General features: G+C 62.3%; 13 protein-coding genes and 1 pseudogene. 8 read left to right on the top strand and 6 right to left on the bottom strand.

Annotated elements, in window-relative coordinates:
• Positions 1 to 20: 20 nt before the first annotated feature.
• The 3 genes and pseudogenes from CSQ92_RS07040 to tnpC form a co-directional block, all read right to left on the bottom strand.
• Entirely contained in the window at positions 21 to 4031 is a 4011-nt protein-coding gene (locus CSQ92_RS07040; RefSeq protein WP_099394611.1) for a response regulator, read from the bottom strand.
• A gap of 8 nt (positions 4032 to 4039) precedes the next feature.
• Entirely contained in the window at positions 4040 to 5197 is a 1158-nt protein-coding gene (locus CSQ92_RS07035; protein ID WP_099393667.1) for a response regulator, read from the bottom strand.
• A 174-nt stretch (positions 5198 to 5371) separates the two neighbouring features.
• Positions 5372 to 6820: pseudogene (tnpC, locus tag CSQ92_RS07030) on the bottom strand (IS66 family transposase); the annotation flags it as partial.
• Between the two features lie 55 nt (positions 6821 to 6875).
• On the opposite strand from tnpC, the gene CSQ92_RS28605 reads away from it, so the two are divergent.
• Complete coding sequence (locus tag CSQ92_RS28605; RefSeq protein ID WP_143450301.1) at positions 6876 to 7505, top strand: hypothetical protein; 630 nt, start codon at positions 6876 to 6878, stop codon at positions 7503 to 7505.
• Between the two features lie 476 nt (positions 7506 to 7981).
• On the opposite strand, the gene CSQ92_RS07025 is transcribed toward CSQ92_RS28605, so the two are convergent.
• The gene (locus CSQ92_RS07025) at positions 7982 to 8473 is read right to left on the bottom strand and encodes a helix-turn-helix domain-containing protein (RefSeq protein WP_099393666.1); all 492 of its coding nucleotides are present in this window, start codon (positions 8471 to 8473) and stop codon (positions 7982 to 7984) included.
• A gap of 890 nt (positions 8474 to 9363) precedes the next feature.
• Positions 9364 to 10002 (bottom strand): NAD(P)H-binding protein, encoded by a 639-nt coding sequence (locus CSQ92_RS07020; protein ID WP_099394610.1) that lies wholly within the window; start codon positions 10000 to 10002, stop codon positions 9364 to 9366.
• A gap of 29 nt (positions 10003 to 10031) precedes the next feature.
• Between CSQ92_RS07020 and CSQ92_RS28600 the strand changes: the two genes are divergently transcribed.
• The 3 genes from CSQ92_RS28600 (at position 10032) to CSQ92_RS07010 (ending at position 12645) form a co-directional block, all read left to right on the top strand.
• Positions 10032 to 10253, top strand: coding sequence for a hypothetical protein (locus tag CSQ92_RS28600; RefSeq protein ID WP_143450300.1), 222 nt, complete (start codon positions 10032 to 10034; stop codon positions 10251 to 10253).
• A gap of 353 nt (positions 10254 to 10606) precedes the next feature.
• Entirely contained in the window at positions 10607 to 11980 is a 1374-nt protein-coding gene (locus CSQ92_RS07015; RefSeq protein WP_257219144.1) for a chitinase, read from the top strand.
• Positions 11981 to 12222: 242 nt separating this feature from the next.
• On the top strand, positions 12223 to 12645 hold the full coding sequence (locus tag CSQ92_RS07010) for a DUF2061 domain-containing protein (protein WP_099393665.1): 423 nt from the start codon (positions 12223 to 12225) through the stop codon (positions 12643 to 12645).
• A gap of 9 nt (positions 12646 to 12654) precedes the next feature.
• Here CSQ92_RS07010 and CSQ92_RS07005 read toward each other — a convergent pair whose 3' ends face one another.
• A complete protein-coding gene (locus CSQ92_RS07005; protein ID WP_099393664.1) occupies positions 12655 to 14091 on the bottom strand; it encodes an amidase in 1437 nt (478 codons plus the stop codon).
• Between the two features lie 101 nt (positions 14092 to 14192).
• Here CSQ92_RS07005 and CSQ92_RS07000 point away from each other — a divergent pair, with 101 nt between their 5' ends.
• The 4 genes from CSQ92_RS07000 to CSQ92_RS06985 all read left to right on the top strand — a co-directional run bounded on the left by CSQ92_RS07000 (position 14193) and on the right by CSQ92_RS06985 (position 19366).
• Positions 14193 to 15089: a LysR family transcriptional regulator gene (locus CSQ92_RS07000; protein ID WP_099393663.1), complete on the top strand. Its 897-nt coding sequence runs from the start codon at positions 14193 to 14195 to the stop codon at positions 15087 to 15089.
• A gap of 123 nt (positions 15090 to 15212) precedes the next feature.
• Entirely contained in the window at positions 15213 to 17303 is a 2091-nt protein-coding gene (locus tag CSQ92_RS06995) for a c-type cytochrome (protein ID WP_373606016.1), read from the top strand.
• 58 nt (positions 17304 to 17361) lie between these two features.
• Entirely contained in the window at positions 17362 to 18147 is a 786-nt protein-coding gene (locus tag CSQ92_RS06990) for a class I SAM-dependent methyltransferase (RefSeq protein WP_099393662.1), read from the top strand.
• Between the two features lie 82 nt (positions 18148 to 18229).
• Entirely contained in the window at positions 18230 to 19366 is a 1137-nt protein-coding gene (locus CSQ92_RS06985; RefSeq protein ID WP_099393661.1) for a catalase family protein, read from the top strand.
• Positions 19367 to 19426 lie beyond the last annotated feature (60 nt).

The raw sequence follows: 19426 nt of genomic DNA, 5'->3' as shown, positions 1-19426 counted from the left end.
TCGCGCGGCGGCCTTGCTTGTCAGGCTGGCTTCACCACGGCATCAAGCGCTTCCAGCGCAGCGTCGAAGTCGAAGCGTTCAATTGCCTGGCTGACTTTGCGCAGCTGTCGCGCCAGCGGGTGGCCGGCGGCTTGCGATTCCAATGTCTCCAGCACATCCAGCGCGGCGGTGTCGCTGTCGGCCAGCAGCTTGCGCAGCTGGGCAAGTGTGGCGGCCGCGTCCGGCGGCAGGGCGGGAGCCGCTGCGATGGCCCCGGCCCGGGTGTTCTCTGCCGCTGCAGTATAGTTGCCCAGTGCCGCCAGGCCGAGCAGCACCGGCGCCAGTTCGTTTTCGACCGCCGTCAGCAGCACAGCCAGTTCGGCTTCGGCTACACCAGCTTTGCATGCCAGTTCCAGTGCGGTAGCTGTCGCCGCCACGCCTTTGGCACCGACGTTGCCGGCGGTGCCGCGCAAGGTGTGGGCTACCCGCGCCGCCGCTGTGGGGTCATCGCTTTGCCGCGCAGCCTCAAATTCCCCCCGCAGTCTAGCGTGGCCGTCGCGGAAGCGCACCAGCATGCGCAGGTAAAGGTCCTGCCGGCCCATGCTGGTCGCCAGGCCGGCGCGCTGGTCGATACCGGGGAGTTCGGCAGGTAGGGCCGCAACCACTTTGCCTGCGGAATCTGGCTGCCCCGCTGGGGGCGCTGCTAATGCCGACTGCGCCGGGCGGATCCACTTACTCATGGTGGCGAACATGGCGGTGACGTTCAGCGGCTTGGAGATGTGGTCATTCATGCCGGCAGTCAACGCCATTTCGCGGTCGCCGGCCATGGCGTTGGCGGTCATGGCGATGATCGGCAGCTGAGCGTAGCGGGGTTGGGCGCGCAGGCGGCGGGTGGCTTCGTAGCCATCCATCACTGGCATCTGGCAGTCCATCAGCACGCCGTCGAAGGCGACGGGCCCGGCTTGAGCCAGTAGGTCCAGCGCCTGTTGCCCATCGCCTACGATGGTGAGCACGATGCCAGCGCTTTCAAGCAGCTCGCGCGCTAGCTCCTGGTTCATATCGTTGTCCTCGGCCAGCAGCAGGCGGGCGCCGGCCATGCGGGCCTGGTCGGCCGCGCTGCGGTCCTGTCGCTCTGCCTGTCGCGTTTCGGCCACCACGCCCTTGCCCAGTACCTCGCCGATTGCTTCGAGCAGCGTCGACGGGGTGACTGGCTTGGTCAGCACGGCTGGCAGCGCCACCTGCTGGAGCGCCGCCGCTTCCTGAGCGTCGTCCCGGCCGAAGGCAGTCACCATGATGACAGAAGGGATGTGAGTCACGGCGCCGCTCTGCATGCGCTGCAGCGTTTCGACGCCGTCCATGCCCGGCATGCGCCAGTCCAGTAGCACCAAGTCGTAGGGCAGGCTTTTGCGCTCAGCCTCGACCATGGTGCGCAGCGCGCTGTGGCCGCTGTCAGCGAGGTCCACCTCCAAGCCGAAACTGCGAGCCATTGTCGACAAGATTTCGCGCGCGCTGGCGTTGTCGTCGACCACCAGCACGCGCAGGCCGAGCAGCTCGTCGGCGTGGAACATGCGGCGCGGCTGCACCTCGGTCTGGCGTCCGAAACGGGCGCTGAAGTGGAAGGTCGAGCCCTCGCCCGGCATGCTCTCGACCCAGATCCGGCCATCCATCAGCTCCACCAGCTTCTTGGAGATGGCCAGACCTAGCCCGGTACCTCCGTATTTGCGCGTGGTCGAGCTGTCTGCCTGGCTGAACGAGTGGAACATGCGTTCGCACTGCTCGGCCGTCATGCCGATACCGCTGTCGCGCACCCAGAAGTGAAGCTCGACTTGATCCCCGGCGTCGGCAGCCATCTCGATCCCGACCACGATCTCACCGCGTTCAGTGAACTTGGCGGCGTTGTTGCCGAGGTTGACCAATACCTGACCCAGCCTCAGCGAATCGCCTACCAATGCGGTCGGCAGGTCGGCCGAAGTGGCGAACAGCAGTTCCAGGCCCTTGTCCTCGGCCTTCAGGCCGATCATGCTGGCGAAATTCTCCAGCACGTCCTCCAGCCGGAACGGGGCCTGCTCTATGTTCATCTTGCCCGCTTCGATCTTGGAGAAGTCAAGAATGTCGTTGATGATGCCCAGCAGGTTCTCGGCTGAGCGGTGCACTTTCTCGATGTAGTTGCGCTGTTTCTTATCGAGATCGGTACGCAGCGCCAGATGGCTCATGCCGATAATTGCGTTCATCGGCGTACGGATCTCGTGGCTCATGTTGGCCAGGAAATCGCTCTTGGCGCGCGTAGCGTCCTCGGCGATCTCCTTGGCGCGCAGAACCTCGGCCTCCGCCAGCTTGCGGTCGCTGATGTCGCGCACCGAGGCGCACACGCAAACGCCGCGCTCGGCGATAGCCGGCAGCCGCGACAGGCCGATCTCGACCGAGAAGCGGCTGCCATCCTTGCGCATACCGTGCAGGTCGGCGCCTGTCATGCCCATCTGGCGTGCCGTGCCTTGCTCGATGAAACCATTGCGCGAGCCGACGTGGCGCCCGTGCGCCTCCGGCGGCACCAGCGTTTCGATCGGCAAGCCGACCAACTCGCCGGCCTCGTAGCCGAACAGCTGGTCGAGCTGCGGGTTGGTCATCATGATCAGGCCGTGCACATCGATTACCAGCATGCCGTCCGGCGCAGCCTCGATGATGCCGCGATACCAGGCCTCGGTGGCTTTCAGCACCACCTGCTGCGCTTCGAGTTCGATCGCCATGGCCTGCACCGCGTGGCTGCGTGCCTTGATTTCCAGCGACATCGCCAGTTTGGGCAGCAGCTCGTCCATCAGCACCCGGCCCGATTCGCTGGGAGCGTCGAAGCCGGCCAGCTCCAGCACGCCCATCAGGCGCTCGCCGTGCAGCAGTGGCAGCACCTGCAGGTGGCGTGGGCGCGACCGCCCCAGTTGCGAGTGAATCTGCACGTAGTCGTCCGGCAGGGCGTCGAGCCGGAGCGGCTGGCGGTCCTGCGCGCACTGACCCAGCAGGCCACTGCCCAACGCCAGTTGCGGCGCCGGCGGATGGTCCGGATCGGCGGCGTAGCTGGCGGCAAGGCGCAATGCGGCGGCGTTTTCGTCAAGCAAGTAGAGCGCGCCCTGGCCAGCCTGCACCAGCGGCGCGAGTAGCGTCAACAGGCGCTGCGCGGCCTGGTCCAGGCTGGCCGCTTGCTGCAGTTCGGCCTGGATCGAGGCTTCCTGCGACTTGATCCAGCGCTGCATGTCGAGCTGGCGCGATTCGACCTGCAACTTGGCGATGGCGCGGGCCAGGTCGCCCGTTTCGTTCTGGTAGTCAGTGTGCGGAATCACGCTGTCGAGCTGGCCGGCGGCCAGCGCATCGACCGCCTCGCGCAGGCGGTTGACCGGGCGCCGGATCGAGATGCTGATCCACCAGGCGCATAGCAGCGCCACCGCCAGGCCACCGATCAGCAGGGCGTAGGTGAGGGTGCTGCTGGTGAGGGCGAATTGGCGAATCTGGTAGATGGTGCTGCGGGCGTTGGAATCCTTGACGGCGGCGATCTCGGCCATCTGCCGGTCGGCGGTGCGCATCGCGTGCTGGAAGCGCTCGCTGTTGAGCAGGGCGTTGGCTTCGGCATTGCGGTGCAGCCGCGCCAGTTCGATTGCCTCGTCGGCGATGCGCTCGGCGCGCGCCAGCATGCTTTCAAAGACGTTATGGCGTTGCTGGTTGTCGATGCGCAGCAGGGTGGCGCGGGCCTCGTCGACGGCAAAGTGTAGCTGCTCGCGCGTCTTGTCTAGCTGTTCGAGCGCCTTGTCGACGGCAACAGGGTCCGGGCCGTTGGCCACCTTGTGCAGCATTAGCTCGAAGCGGTTGAGCTGGATGCGGGCCTCCTTGACCTGTACGATGCCGATCATGCCCTCGCTGAGCAGGCGCTGCATGTCGCTACTCAACTGGTCTTGGGTGCGCAGGCTTTGCAACCCCAGCGCCAGGGCCAGCAGCAGCACTGCGCAAAAGCCGGCCGCAAGCTTCTGGCGCAGGCGCAGTCGTTCAAGATAAGCCAGGGGCGAACGCATGCCGGCGCTCACTGTGCAGGCAGGGTGTGTGCGATGGCGGCAGCCTGCTTGGCCATGTCCTGGTCGCTGTCGGCGTAGCGCGCGGCGATCTGCTGGAAGGCGGGCAGGTTGGCCAGGAAGGCGTCGCAGACGTCGGGATCGAAGTGCGAGCCGCGCCCCTCGGCGATGATCTGCACTGCCTTTTCATGCGGCATGCCTTCCTTGTAGACGCGACGACTGATCAGGGCGTCGTAGACGTCGGCCACCGCCATCAGCCGCGCCGAAATCGGGATGGCGTCGCCGGCCAGGCCTTCGGGGTAGCCGCTGCCGTCCCATTTTTCCTGGTGTGAGTAGGCGATCTCCTTGGCCAGGCGCAGGAAGTCGACGTCCATGCCCAGTTGTTGTTCGGCGTGGGCGATGGCGTCGCGCCCGAGCGTGGTGTGGGTCTTCATGATCTCGAATTCCTCGGGTTCGAAGCGGCCAGGCTTGAGCAAGATGCGGTCGGGGATGCCGATCTTGCCGATGTCGTGCAACGGCGCCGACTTGAACAAGAGCTTGATGGTGTCGGGGTCGAGGAAAGCGCGGAAGCGCGGATGCTCGCTCAGATGTTCGGCCAGCACCTTGACGTAGTGCTGGGTGCGGCGGATGTGGTTGCCGGTCTCGTTGTCACGCGTCTCGGCCAGCGAGGCCATGGCGTGGATCGTGACATCCTGGATCGCACCCAGCTCGCGCGTGCGGCGCTGGACTTCCTGTTCCAGGTACTCGTTCTTGTCGCGCAGGAAGTCGGCCGCGTCTTTGACCTTGAGTTGGGTGCGTACGCGCGCCAGCACCACGGGCGGGCTGATCGGTTTGGTGATGTAATCGGCCGCGCCCAGCTCCAGACCGTGCGTCTCGTCCTCGCTGGAGGCCATAGCGGTCAAGAAGATGATGGGTATGTCGCGCGTGGCCGGGTCGCCCTGCAGTGCCTGCGCCACTTCGTGGCCGGTCATCCCAGGCATCATGATGTCAAGCAGGATGAGGTCGGGCGGCGGTACATCGCGCGCGATGCGCAGTGCTTTCTCGCCGTTATTCGCTGCTTTGACCGTATAACTATCCTTGAGCAAGTTGGCCATCAACAGAAGATTATCCGGCGTGTCGTCCACGACAAGGATTACAGGCCTGATGGGACGGGTATAAGATGAGTTCATGCCTAAATGCTCCAATCAGGTCCGCACTAATTTGTTGCCTAGACTATATCTGTGTCCTGTGTGCAAGTAAACCGCATATTAGTTTTGCTATGCGAATCGCTCCCGTCCTACACTACATTCTCCGATCTCTAGGTATATATGGATTCCTCATCACTCAACATTTCGAAAATGACAGTGTGGGGAGGGTGCGACACCGTTCAGCTTGGCCGTGCCGATCAACGAGTAGATCGCGGCGGCCCGTTCGCCGCCGCTGTCGGCGCCGGCGAACAGATAGTTGCGCCGACCAATGGCGACACCACGCAAGGCGCGTTCGGCCGCCGAGTTGTCAATCTCGATGGCGCCGTCGTCGCAGTAGCGCAGCAGCGCCGGCCAGAGCTTGAGCGCGTACAGGATCGCCGCCGCCGTGTCGGACTTGCGCGACAGCGTATCGAGCGTGGAGCGCAGCCAGTGCTCCAAGTCCTCGAGCAGCGGGCGCGAGCGGGCTTGCCGAACTTGTCGTCGTTCGTCGGGCGGCTTGCCCCGGATCTCGGCCTCGATCACATAGAGCTCGGCGATCCGGCGCAGCGCCTCGGTGGTCAGCGGCGTCGCGCGCGCCGCGTGCAGGTCGTGGAATTTGCGCCGAGCGTGCGCCCAGCAAGCCGCTTCCTGGATCGTGCCGTCTTCGAACAAAGCGTTGAAGCCAGCGTAGGCATCGGCTTGCAGCACGCCCTCGAACTTGGCCAAGTGGGTTTGCGGATGGATGCCCTTGCGGTCGGGCGTGTAGCCAAACCAAACCGCCGCTGGCGTGGTGTCGCCGGCGGGCCGGTCATCGCGCACATAAGTCCACAGACGGCCCGTCTTGGTTTTGCCATTGCCGGGCGCCAGCACCGGGATCGGCGTGTCGTCGGCATGCAGCTTCGACGCCGTCAGCACGTGGCGGCGAATGGCATCGACCAACGGACGCAGCAATGCGCTAGCGCCGCCGACCCAGTCCGCCAGCAGCGCACGATCGAGGTCGACGCCTTCGCGGGCGTAAATGACGGCCTGGCGGTACAGCGGCAGATGATCGGCGAACTTCGCAACCAGCACATGCGCCAGCAGGCCGGGGCCGGCGATGCCGCGCTCAATCGGCCGGCTTGGCGCCGGCGCCTGGACGATGGCGTCGCAGCAGGAGCACGCCAGTTTCGGACGAACATGGCGGATCACGCGGAAGCTGGCCGGCACGAACTCCAGTTGCTCGGCCACGTCCTCGCCCAGCGGCCGCAGGCCGCCGCCACAAGCCGGGCAAGCATCGGCCGGCGGCGCATAAACCTTTTCGTCTCGCGGCAAATGATCGGGCAACGGCCGGCGCACAGACTTCTTTCGCGGCGCCTGGTCGGCCGCCGGCATCTCGCGCGCCGCCTCGGCCTCGTCGGCTTGCAGGTCTTCCAGTTGCAGCTTCAGCTGCTCGATTTGATGATCCAGCTTTTCCGATTTGCGGCCGAATTGCATGCGCCGCAATTTGGCGATCTGCAGCTTGAGGTGCTCGATCTCGACGGCGCGCGTGTTCAGCTGTTCGCGCAGCCCTTCAACCACCTCGTTTTGAGCGAGCAGCAGCACCTTCAAGGCGGCGATGTCGTTGGGCAGGTCGGCTGGGCTGAGCATGTGCCAAGTTTACGCGAGCCTTGTGTCGTTTACAAGGCCGACGTTGGTCTCCAGGTTGGGTGTTGCTGACGCCCGTAAAGTTGAAGAATGGGTAGAGCTGAATCGGGAATCGTTGCTTAGCCTCCAAACCAATGGTGAATGGTTGAATAGCATTTGGCCTCTATTTCAGATATTGCTGGACAGTATGTTTTTCCATTCCGTTCTTCCATCAAATATTTCTTATTTGTTGGCTCAGTTGTGGATTAATGCAGCACCCTACTCAGCAATTTTGGGTAGCGCTAAAATGGCGGGTGGAACTCGTCCTTGGGGAGAAGGCGCCAGAAAATTGACCGAGCTTGATATTATGGATTTTTTAGAAAAGCAGTTGTGCTTTGAGTGCTCCTTGATTGTCTCTGCTGTTTCTCAGTTTCTTTTTGGAAATAATTTAGTAAGTGAAGAAGCCGCAGTTTTACAGTTTTTCCAGAAGTCGTTGAAGTATGGTCTTGCTGACCGCTTATCGATTTCTATATTTGACGAGGGACTGGCGGATAGAGCAGTGGCAATTGACGTTGCAGAAGCGTTACGGAGCTCTGGCTATAGCGAACAATACTCATCAAATGCTTTTAAAACGCATCGACCGGTCATCGCTGCATCAATTACGCAGTACCCCGCCTACTTCAAAAGTATTTTTGATAATATTAGATAGGAACTTGGACTTGCTATAGCCTAGATTGGTGCGTAATGATAAATTAGCGCGTCATTGTTAAGTTGCATTGAAAATTAATCCAATTTTCCCGTAAATTTGCAATGGAATCCGACCTGCATTAGTAGCACAATTCCACCTGACTTATCGGCAGAATCCATGAGTGCCTGAAAGATCTGGACTATGCAGGGTTAAACGAATGCGTGGTAGCGTTTACCAAGTAATGGAAGGTTGGTCAAACAGAGTGGGGTAATTCTGCGAGCAGACGAACACCTAGTGCAAGTGAGGGGGGGGAGGGGATAGTGATAAAATGGAAAAGTCGCGGAACAAATCACTATCAAGCTTACCAGCGAGGCTGACGACTCATTGGCAAGGCCATAAGTACTTCCAATGATAATCGTTGGTTTTATCCAGCAACCCTAAGTTGCATCATCTGTGGTATCACTATCGGTTAACCTTAAGATGTCACCAAGATAGTTTTATAGCCAGAGTTCGCTACGTACACTCCCTAATTGCCGGGCTAATTGAGCGACGCATACCCAAATGCGTTCCGGTGAGACGGCTTCCAGGTATGCCGTTTCCTCGACCGCCATGACCACTACCTGCAGGGGCGTTTCGTCTAGAAAATGCTGTAGGTAGGATATATGGTTTGTCGGCGCCTGTCCGGTAGCCAAGGCCTGCTGTAGCTGCTCGGTAGTAAGCTCACCTCTGTAGCTGACGCTCGCATTTTTTGCCGCCATCCACAAACCGCACTTTTTCTCCCTGGACTTGATCGATGGTGGTGCAAAATTTAGCCCGAGTACCCCCAGTAGATTCACCACGCGGCCGAAACTCAAGTCACGAATGGTTCCTGCCTCCAGTTGCTGCACTGTCTGGCGCGACAGACCGGCCAACCTTCCCAATCGTTGCTGCGTCAACCCAACGGCCAGGCGACGGATGCGGACTGCTTTTCCGACTTCGTAGATATTCATGACCTGCCACTCTATGAATGTATAAAATATTTTACATCCGTTTGCGACCCTCTACGTTTTTAATGTGCTGCTTGAGCATCTTAAGCGTCCTGCCAGAGGGGATCGGACGTGTAGGCGAACCCAGACAGCAGGGGGGCTAGGCGCTATTGGATGCAAATTTATAGTGTAAATCCAGAAAGAGTTGTTTGGGACGTGCCCGATACCAATTCATCAATCAAACCGATACAGTTAAATTCGGTTGAACTATCGCTGGTCTCCTTGGAGGCAGGATTTCGCTTGGCCGTTGGCCATACACACGAAATCTTACGGTCAATGGGCCTGCTCGATGCAGCGACTGCCACCACACACAATTTGGAGAGTGCATGAGTGCTTTTAACGCTCAAGAGCAAGCTGCGGTTGCCGATGCGGTTGGGTGCATCCATTATTGGTGACGCAACGCTATACCGCGCAGACTGTATCGCGCTGATGTGCACGCTGCCGGACATCCACGGCGTCGTAACCGATCGACCCCGCGGCATTTCCTTCATAGGTAAGCTTAACGGTTCTGAAGATGTAGTAGGACGCCAAAGTGCGGAGAAACGAACGGCTGGGCTTAGAATTTGTCTGCGGTTGGTGCGGGTAAGGTAAGTTGTGTCTAGAGTTTTAGGTAAGCGCGCTGATTCTTTGAGTATCAAATTCACTTCAGAAGCCGTAGCACATTTACTTCAACGGACGGGCGGCGCTCGAAATGAACATCCCTAACTTAGGTCGTGGTTTTACATAATATAAATTATGCGAAGTTATGGATGGATTTGAGAAAACCCCCATTTCGCCAACTCCCCAATCGCAAATGCGATTTTCCCCATCTGCGCGCCGCTGTCGTGGCCGCTGGATATCTTCGCTTGGACAAGCTACATGAAATACGGCTTGTCCCCGTCCGTGTTTGGTTTGTTCACGCCCAGGTTGGCGTGCAGGTGCAAGTCTGGCGCTTCGATGATGCTGGCGATCAGGTTTGCCACGCTCTTGCGCGATACCACGGTGCCCTTGAATGGCGCGTGGCGCGTCGTCAGTTCGTAGTCGACTTCGTCTTCGTCCGTCATCCAGGCTGGACGCACGATGGTGTATGCCAGGCCGGATGCTTCGATGGCGTCGGCGGCGCGGCGGAATGGTTTCAGGTGTTCCGCCAGCCTGGCGTTGTTCCATGCGCCGAATTTGCCGGGAACTTCATCGTAGATGCCCATCGACAGGACGAAAACCAGGCGCCCGACACTGGATGCCCGCATGGCGGCAATGATGCTGTTGGCCTGGGCTTCCATGTCGTCGCCCACCAGATTGGCGTAGACCAGGTCGTGACCGGGCATCGTTTGCCGCAGCAATGCCTGGTCCAGCACGTCGCCGGCCAGCACGCTGCCATTGGATGGGACTGGCGTAGGCAGCTTGCCGGGATTGCGCAGCAACAGCGTCAAGGCGATGTCTTCACGACCCGCCAAGGCACGGATGACCCACTGCGCCACCTGTCCGCCTGCACCCAGTATCAGTATCTTTTTCATTATTTCCGCTTTCGTCATGACACGCTGCCATGCAGGAAGTTACAGGTTTTCTTTCAGGAGCGGAACATGGAACCCTTGAAAAAGAGACATTGCCTGATGAGGCGCGCGGGCTTAGCGCCTGGCCTGGTGCTAAGTTATTGCTCGTGGCCAGTATTTCCAATGCCATCAATATCAATGAAATCAGGCATTTGCCGCCCATTTTGCATGAGAAGTCTCAACACTCGCATACCCCACGCTGGACTACCGCCTGATGCGGCGCCAGACGGTGGCCTTGACGCAGATGCTGCTGGAGCTGTCGCGCGTACCGTACGCCGATTTGCGCAAGGAAACTGCGCCGCCAGACCTTGCCCCGCATGCTCCTCCCTTCCCCGCCCTGCTCCCGGCACCATTCCGGACACCATACCAGCGCACTGGAAAATAGGCACTGGTATGGCTCGCATCGCCCATCTCATGGGGCAATGCCACAACTGGTATTGTGATCTTGCGCAATGAATAAAACCAGTTGACTACCACTTGTAATGCTTGCACTCTGAAACGGCGGACGGTGTCCAGCCGCCCGGCCATACTAAAAACACACAAGGAGATGCAAGTGAACCGGACAGTCATGAATACCCTCATCCTTACCCTCTTCGGCGGCACGCTGGCCGCCTGCGGTGGCGGCGGCGATGGATCCAGCGGTGGCGCGAGCCAGTTGCTGGCCGGCGCGACCGCAGCAGTGGCCTGCTACACGCCGTGGAACAGCGGCACCGCCTACAACGGCGGCGGCCAGGCCAGCTACAACAACGTCAATTACACGGCCAACTGGTGGACGCAAGGCAATAACCCGTCGACCAGCAGCGGCGGCGCCGGCAGCGGCCAGCCCTGGACGGCGGTGGGAGACTGCGGCACGCCGACTCCTACCCCGACGCCGACACCGACACCCACGCCTACCCCAACACCTACACCAACTCCCACCCCGACACCGACGCCAACACCTACTCCAACGCCTACTCCGACACCAACGCCTACTCCGACACCAACGCCAACGCCCACCGGCCTGGCCAAGCACGCGCTGATCGGCTACTGGCACAACTTCACCAACCCCAGCGGCGCCACGTATCCGATTAGCCAGGTCAGCGATGACTGGGATGTGATCGTCGTTTCCTTCGGCGACAACGCGGGCGGCGGCAATGTCAGTCTGACCATCGATCCGGGCGCGGGCACGGAAGCGCAATTCATTGCCGACGTGGCGGCCAAGCGCGCGAAAGGCAAGAAAGTCATCCTGTCGCTGGGCGGACAGAACGGCTCCGTTTCCGTCGGCAATACGGCCGAAGCGACGAATTTCACCAACAGCCTGTACGCCATCATCACCAAGTATGGCTTCGACGGTATCGACCTGGACCTGGAAAACGGCGTGGCGCAAGGCGCGGCCATCCAGACCTATCTGCCGATCGCCGTGAAAAACCTGAAAACCAAGGTCGGCAGCAGCTTCTACCTGTCGATGGCGCCCGAATGGGTGTATGTGGAAGGGGGATACACGAGCTACGGCAGCATCTGGGGCGCCTACATTCCCATCATCAATGCCTTGCGCAGCGAGCTGACGGTGCTGCACCCGCAGTATTACAACAATGGCGACATCTACACGCCGTACGCGACGGGCGCCATCAAGGCGGGCTCGGCCGACCAGCTGGTGGCCACGGCGCGCATGCTGATCGAGGGGTTCAATTATGGCGGCAATACCTTCGCCGGATTGCGACCGGACCAGGTGGGCTTCGGCGTGCCGTCGGGGCGCAGTTCGGCCGGTTCCGGGTTCACGACGAATGCCGACGTCAGCAATGCCCTGAATTGCCTGACGCGCCTGCTCAACTGCGGCACCATCAAGCCGCTGCAGGCGTATCCGGACTTCCGCGGCGTGATGACGTGGTCGATCAACTGGGACCGCCACGACAACTATAATTTCTCCGTGCCGACGAAGAATGTACTGAAAACCCTGCCGTAACAGCCTTTGCCCGACTGCGCATGGGAGCCTTGCTGCTCACATGCGCAGCACATGCCCTGGCGAAGCATCTCCCCTCCCCCGCGCGTGCCTGACGCCATCCATAATCCAGTAAGAACAATTAATATTTCTCAATTCATAGTCTTAATCTATGGATTCAGTTGAAATATTTTACTTCCTTTTGTAAATGAGAATCGTTACTATCTACATCAAGGATAAGCGAATTCAACAGAGAGGAGCATCCCTTGTTTACAGCCATCAAAACATTCAGCCAGGTCTGCACGCATATGTCGATCGCCTTCGGTCTCGCCTACTTGCTGACGGGATCGCTGGCAATCGGTGGCTTGGCCGCAATCATCGAACCGGTCATTAATGTTGCCCTGCTGCCATGGCACGAAAAAGCCTGGCACGCGATCCGCCGCCGCTACGCCGCCAGCCGCCTGGGCATTGCCGCCCTGGCCGGCGAAAAGCTCAGCCAGACAGCCCTGCACATGGGCGTGGCCTTCGGCGTCATGTACTGGGCCACGGGTTCCATGGCCTTTGGCGGCTTGCTGGCCGTGGTCGAGCCGATCTGCAACGTGATCGTCCTGCCCTTCCACGACCGGCTGTGGGGAAAAGTCCGCTTTCGCCTGGAAAGCCGCGGTGCGGCCCGCCTCGCCGCGCTGTAATCCCCCTCCTTAATTACCTGCCCACACGGGCGGCCGCCTTTGCACCCACGGCGCCGCCCGCTCCAGCTGGCCAGCCAGGCGCAGCAGCACGCCATCCTTGGCGTAGCCCGCCATGAACTGCATGCCGATCGGCAAACCGTCATCCGACATGCCCAAGGGCATGGACATGGCCGGCAAGCCCGCCACGTTTGCCAGCGGCGTGTACGGCGAATGCTCGAACAGGCGCGCCGTCCAGCCAACACCGTCAAGCTGTTCCTCCTTTTCCCCATAGCGGCCCAGTGGCCACGGTACATCCGGCATGGTCGGCGTCAGCAAGACGTCATACTGCCCAAACAAGGCGCCGGCCTGGCGCGTGACGGTGTTGCGCACGTCGAGGGCCGCCACGAAATCGACGGCAGAGATCGTTTGGCCATGGCGGTAACAGGCGAGGGTCGCCGGTTCGAGGTTGTCCAGCGACACGGCGCGCCCGCTCTCTTGCGCCAGGGCATCGATCCACGGCACCAGGTTGGCGCACCAGATACTGGCATTGGCGTGCACGAACGCTTCCCACGACACGCCCTGCGCGGCTTGCACTTCTTCCACGTGGTGGCCCAGGCTTTGCAGCAGGCGCACGGTGGCGTCCAGCGCGGCATCGACGGCGGGCACGGGATGGGCGCCATTGCTGGCGGCGCGCTGCACCCCGATGCGCAGCTTGCCCGGCGCCGCGCTCACCTGCGACAGCCAACTGTGGCTTGGCGGACTGGTCAGATACGGCTCGCCCGGCAGTATCGCCTGCACGGCGTCCAGCAAGGCGGCGCTGTCGCGCACCGTGCGGCTCACGCCCAGCTGCACGCCCAGTCCGCTGAAGATCTCGTCCATGGCGGGACCGTTCGAGACGCGGCCCCGGCTCGGTTTGAAGCCGAACAGGCCAGTCGACGCGGCCGGTACGCGGATGGAACCGGCGGCATCCGTCGCATGGGCCAGCGGCACGATGCCGGCTGCCACGGCCGCTGCCGCGCCGCCACTGGAGCCGCCCGCGCTCAATCCCAAATTCCAGGGATTGCGCGTGGCGCCGTACAGCACGGGCTCCGTGGTAGTGGCAAAGGCCATTTCCGGCGTGCTCGTGCGGCCGAATGTCGCCAAGCCGGCGGCGCGAAACTGCGTCATCAGGTGGGAATCGAGCGCGGCGACATGGCCGGCGCCCAGGCGGCTGCCCGCTTCGCTGCGCTGGCCGGCCATGGTGACGGCCACGTCCTTGATCAGGAATGGCACGCCGGCGAACGGCGCTGCGCTGTCGATGGCAGTCAAATCCGCCGGCCACAGCTCGACCACGGCATTGATCCGCGGGTTGACGGCGGCGCAGGCGCGTATGGCGACATCCTGCAATTCGGTGGCGGAAACGGCGCCATCGCGCAGTAGCTGGGCCAGTCCCAGACCATCAAAGCTTGTATATTCATGGAGTTGCATCAGTTTATTCCTGTAATGGATGAAGTATGGATATCACAGGAACTACTGTAGGGCTTGCGCTATCATAGTGGAAATGAATAGTTAATATACAAGGTATAGTCATGAACAATTTGCGTAAGATGGACTTGAATCTGCTGCTGACCCTGAATGCGCTGTTGATCGAGCGCAACGTCACGCGGGCGGCGGCACGGCTACACCTGAGCCAGCCGTCCGTCAGCGTGCAGTTGGGCAAGCTGCGCGCCGCTTTCGACGATCCACTGCTCTTGCCCGGCCCGCGTGGCATGCTGCCCACGGCGCGGGCGCTGGCTCTGTTCGCGCCCTTGCAAGCCGTGCTGGCCCAGTTGGAGCAAGTCTTGCAGCCGGAACAGGCGTTCGAGCCAGCCACGGCCGAGGTACGCTGGAACCTGGCGGCGGCCGACGCCACCGAGTATGCGATCCTGCTGCCCATGCTGCCAGCCCTGCGCGCGCAGGCGCCGCTGTCGCGCATGGCCGTCTTCGAAGCCGTGCCGGCGCGCATGGCGCACGACCTGGAAAGCGGCCAGGTCGACCTGGGCTTTCTGGCCCAGGAAGAAGCGCCGCCCGGCTTGCGCCATCGCACCCTGTTCACCGAACACTATGTGCTGGCGGGCCGCCGCGACCACCCGCTGCTGCAAACGCCGCCTAGCCTCGAGCAGTTTTGCGCGCTGGAATTCATCGTCGTCTCGCCCAACGGCGGGGGTTTCCGCAGCAACGTCGATACGGCCCTGGAACAGCTGGGGCGCACGCGCAAGGTGGTGCTGTCCGTGCCGCATTTCCTCATCGTGCCTCCCCTGCTGGCCGCATCCGACATGGTGGCCTTGCTGCCGTCGCGCCTGCTGAAGAATGCGCTGGGCGCCTTGCGCACATGCGAGCCGCCCGTCAGCCTGCCCGACTACGAGATGGCCATGGTCTGGCACGAGTGCATGCACCTGGACCCGGCGCACCGCTGGCTGCGTGAGCGCATCATGGCCAGCTTGTAAGTTGGCCTACACGATTTTCCATCTCAAAACACTAGGCAAAATTACCTAGTCGATCGAAAGAAACTCCCAATGTTCGCCGTGGTGACGACTGCGTAAGCTTGCGCGTAATAATAAAGGGTCACCATGAACGCCATTTCCATCCTGCATCGCGGCTCGCGCCGCCCTCCTGCTTCCTCCCCCTCGCTGTTTGGCCGGCTTGCCGTCATGCTCCTGGGCATGCTGGCCTTCTGCGCCAGCGCCTGGGCCGCGCCTGCGCCCACGGCGTCGGCAGAGCTGATCAAGCGCGGCGAATATGTCGCCCGCCTGGGCGACTGCGTGGCCTGCCACACGAGCCCGAACGGCGCCGCCATGGCGGGCGGCCTGGAGCTCAAGACGCCGTTCGGCACCATCTACAGCACGAATATCACACCGGACGCCAAGACGGGCCTGGGCACATATACTTTTGCACAATTCGACCGCGCCATGCGCAAGGGCGTGGCGGCGGACGGGCACAACCTGTATCCGGCCATGCCCTACCCTTCCTACGCGAAGATCACGCCCGACGACATGCAAGCGCTGTACGCCTACCTGCAGCGCGGCGTGGCGCCCGTGGCGCAGCAAAACCGCGAAACGGACATGAAATGGCCGTTCAGCATGCGCTGGGGCCTGTCGCTGTGGAACGCCGTCTTCCTCGACGACGCGCCGTTCAAGCCCGACAGCGCCAAGTCGGCCATGTGGAACCGGGGCAGCTATCTGGCCCAGGGTCTCGGCCATTGCGGTTCTTGCCACACGCCGCGCGGGGTGGCCTTCCAGGAAAAGACCATGGGCCAGGATGGCAGCGGCGGCAAGCACTACCTGTCCGGCTTCACCTTTGACGGCTGGCATGCGGTGAACCTGCGCAGCCTGTGGACGCCAGGCGACATCGTGCAATTGCTCAAGACGGGCCGCAACAGTTTCGGCACGGCGGCCGGCAGCATGACGGAAGTCATCACGCACAGCACGCAGTACTTCACGGATGGCGACCTCGATGCGCTGGCGCATTACCTGCACAGTTTGCCGGCCAAGAATGGGGCGGCCGCGCCGCCGAAGAAAACGGCGCCCCTCGTGGCGGCCAGCAATGACGCCCTGTACAACACGCGCGGCGGCCTCGGCTACCTGCAGTTTTGCGCCACCTGCCACCGCCGCGACGGCCGCGGCGTGGAAAACATCTTCCCGCCGCTGGCGCAGAACGACTCGGTGCAGTCGAAGGATGCCACCTCCGTCATCCATATCGCGCTGACGGGCTGGCAGTCGGCCGTCACGCAGCATTCGCCCCGCTCCTTCGGCATGCCCGCGTATGACCGCTTGTCGGACACGGAACTGGCGGAAATCCTCACCTTTGTGCGCGGCAAGTGGGGCAATCAAGGCGCGCCCGTCACGCCTGCGCAGATCGCCAAGGTGCGCAAGGAACTCAAGCTCAAGGCGCCGGACGCGGGCGGCTTCGTTACGCCCCGCTTCGCCGCCCTGACGGCCGATCCGAATGCCAACCAGCTGATCCATGGCATGCAGCTGATGACGGAAACACGCGCGCGCCTGCCGCAAAACGTGGGCAACGACCTCAATTGCAGCAGCTGCCACCTGAATGGCGGCACGGTGGCCAACGGTTCGCCCTTCCTCGGCATTTCCGCCTTCTTCCCGTCAGAAGCGCCGCGCGCCGGCAAGATCATCAGCCTGGGCGAGCGTATCAATGGCTGCTTCCGCCGCTCCATGCACGGCAAGCCGCTGCCCGTGGACGGCCCCGACCTGCAGGCGATGGTGGCCTATATCGACTGGATGAAGGGTGCCACGCAGGCGAATGACAAGGTGGCGGGACGCGGCGTGGCGAAGATCGACCGCAATCTGCTGCCCGATCCCGTGCATGGCAAAAAAGTATATGCCGAGCAATGCGCCGTCTGCCATGGCGCAAATGGCGAGGGCATCAAGGGCGCCAATGGCGTAGTAGCCTTCCCGCCGCTGTGGGGCGACCGTTCCTTCAATATCGGTGCCGGCATGGCCCGCACCTACACGGCGGCCGGCTTCGTCAAGGCCAACATGGTGATGGGCCACGGCCAGAAATTCCCGCTGGGGCAAGGCAATCTGTCCGACCAGGATGCCGTCGACGTGGCCGAATATTTTACGCATATGCCGCGCCCGGACTTCCCCGACAAGGTCAAGGATTGGCCGAAGGGCGGCAAGCCCAGGGATGCGCGCTACTGAGGCGCCATCCAGTGCGGAATCTGCTACGCTCATGCCACGACCGTCCGAGGAGTCTTGCATGAGCAGCAATATCCATCACGCGGCAGCCGGCGGTTACGCCACGGCGGCCGCCAGCTACGTCAAGGGCCGGCCCGATTATCCGCCGGAAGTGTCGGCCTGGCTGAAGGATAGCCTGGGCCTGGGGCCGGGCGCCACCGTGCTGGACCTGGGCGCCGGCACGGGCAAGTTCACGCCGCGCCTGCTGGACACGGGCGCCACGGTCATCGCCGTGGAACCCGTGCCGGCCATGCTGGCGACATTGTCCGCAACCTTGCCGCAAGTCCAGGCCCTGGCAGGCACGGCAACGGCCATTCCCCTGCCCGACGCCTCGGTCGATGCCGTGGTTTGCGCGCAAGCCTTCCACTGGTTCGCCACCTCTGCGGCGCTCGACGAGATATTGCGCGTGCTCAAGCCGGGCGGCAGGCTGGGCCTGGTGTGGAATCTGCGCGACGCCAGCGTGCCCTGGGTGGCCAGCCTGGACGCCATCGTCAACCGTGTCGAGGGCGACACGCCCCGCTACTACACGGGCGCCTGGCGCCACGTCTTCCCCCACGCGGGGTTGACACACTTGCAGGAAACACAATTTTCACAGGAGCATACGGGCACGGCCGAAGACGTGCTGTTCAACCGCGTGCGCTCCACCAGTTTTATTGCCGCCTTGCCGCCGCAGGAACGCCAGCGTATCGACGACGAGATTCGCCAGATGATCGCCTCGGAGCCGGCCTTGCGCGGGCAGGACAGCATTAGCGTGCCCTACCGGACGGCCGCTTTCGTGGCGCAAAAGGCGGCATCGGCAGGTATTTAGGGGCCAGTGTATGCCAGCAAACAGAAGGATGTGGCGTTGGCGGCAATGATGGAGGCACACTCACCCATCACAAGGAAAAGCCATGTTCGCCATTCCACGCCCGCCCCTGCCCTACGAGCCGCGCTACGAGTTTGAAGAGGACGGCGAGCAGGAGACGTGCGCGCTGCTGCTGCAGACCCTGCACGGCATTTCCGCCACTACCTATGCCGACTCGGGCCATGCCACGCGCAGCGTGCATGCGAAAAGCCACGGCTTGCTGCGCGCCCGCCTGCAGGTACTCGATGGCCTGGCGCCCGAGCTGGCGCAAGGCCTGTTCGCCACGCCGGCCAGCTACGATGTGGTCATGCGCATCTCCACCATCCCTGGCGACATGCTTGACGACAAGGTGTCCGTGCCGCGTGGCATGGCCATCAAAGTGATCGGCGTACCGGGCACGCAGCTGTCCAGCCTGGAACCGGACGATGGCACGGAGCCCGCCAGCACGCAGGATTTCGTGCTCGTCAACGGTCCCGCCTTCCTCGCACCCAGCGCGAAAAAGTTCCTCGGCAGCCTGAAGCTGCTGGCCAGCACCACGGATAAAGTCCCGCGCCTGAAACAGGCGCTGTCGACCGTACTGCAGGGAGCGGAAAAGGCGCTCGAAGCCGTGGGTGGCGAAAGCGCTACGCTGAAAAGCCTGGGTGGCCATCCGGAAACCCATGTGCTGGGCGAAACCTACTATAGCCAGGCGCCCATTTTATATGGCGTCTACATGGCCAAGGTGGCGCTGGTGCCCGTGTTGCCGGAACTGTCAGCCCTGAAAGGTGCGCCTGTCGACCTGGATGGCAAGCCGAATGGCTTGCGCGACGCCGTCGTGGCCTACTTTGCCCGCCATGCGGCTACCTGGGAAGTGCGTATCCAGCTGTGCCGCGATATCGCCAGCATGCCGCTGGAAGACGCGTCCGTCGCCTGGCCCGAGGCAGACAGCCCGTATCTGCCCGTGGCGCGCATCACGGCCCAGCCGCAGGCGGGCTGGAGCGAGGCCCTGTCGCGTGCCGTCGATGACGGCATGGCCTTCAGTCCCTGGCATGGCCTGCTGGCGCACCGGCCGCTCGGTTCCATCATGCGCGTGCGCAAGGCTGCGTACGCGATGTCTGCGCGTTTCCGCTTCGAACGCACGGGCAAGGTCGCGCGCGAACCGCGCAACCTCGACGACGTTTTTGTCAATGACGCCATCAAATAGGCACCATGCGCAGCGGCAAGCCATGCTGACCGCGCCAGCCATGTCCGCCACCATGGCCTT

The sequence above is a fragment of the Janthinobacterium sp. BJB446 genome (assembly GCF_002735655.1).
GTDB lineage: Bacteria > Pseudomonadota > Gammaproteobacteria > Burkholderiales > Burkholderiaceae_D > Janthinobacterium > Janthinobacterium lividum.
The sequence above is the reverse complement of the archived record's forward strand: the minus strand, read 5'-3'. Positions and strand labels throughout refer to the sequence as shown.

Excerpts from the sequence above, each read along its gene's own strand:
- CSQ92_RS07040 (WP_099394611.1), bottom strand. The coding sequence starts at position 4,031 with ATGCGTTCGCCCCTGGCTTATCTTGAACGACTGCGCCTGCGCCAGAAG.
- CSQ92_RS07035 (WP_099393667.1), bottom strand. The coding sequence starts at position 5,197 with ATGAACTCATCTTATACCCGTCCCATCAGGCCTGTAATCCTTGTCGTG.
- CSQ92_RS07025 (WP_099393666.1), bottom strand. The coding sequence starts at position 8,473 with ATGAATATCTACGAAGTCGGAAAAGCAGTCCGCATCCGTCGCCTGGCC.
- CSQ92_RS07020 (WP_099394610.1), bottom strand. The coding sequence starts at position 10,002 with ATGAAAAAGATACTGATACTGGGTGCAGGCGGACAGGTGGCGCAGTGG.
- CSQ92_RS28600 (WP_143450300.1), top strand. The coding sequence starts at position 10,032 with ATGCAGGAAGTTACAGGTTTTCTTTCAGGAGCGGAACATGGAACCCTT.
- CSQ92_RS07015 (WP_257219144.1), top strand. The coding sequence starts at position 10,607 with ATGAATACCCTCATCCTTACCCTCTTCGGCGGCACGCTGGCCGCCTGC.
- CSQ92_RS07005 (WP_099393664.1), bottom strand. The coding sequence starts at position 14,091 with ATGCAACTCCATGAATATACAAGCTTTGATGGTCTGGGACTGGCCCAG.
- CSQ92_RS07000 (WP_099393663.1), top strand. The coding sequence starts at position 14,193 with ATGAACAATTTGCGTAAGATGGACTTGAATCTGCTGCTGACCCTGAAT.
- CSQ92_RS06995 (WP_373606016.1), top strand. The coding sequence starts at position 15,213 with ATGAACGCCATTTCCATCCTGCATCGCGGCTCGCGCCGCCCTCCTGCT.
- CSQ92_RS06990 (WP_099393662.1), top strand. The coding sequence starts at position 17,362 with ATGAGCAGCAATATCCATCACGCGGCAGCCGGCGGTTACGCCACGGCG.
- CSQ92_RS06985 (WP_099393661.1), top strand. The coding sequence starts at position 18,230 with ATGTTCGCCATTCCACGCCCGCCCCTGCCCTACGAGCCGCGCTACGAG.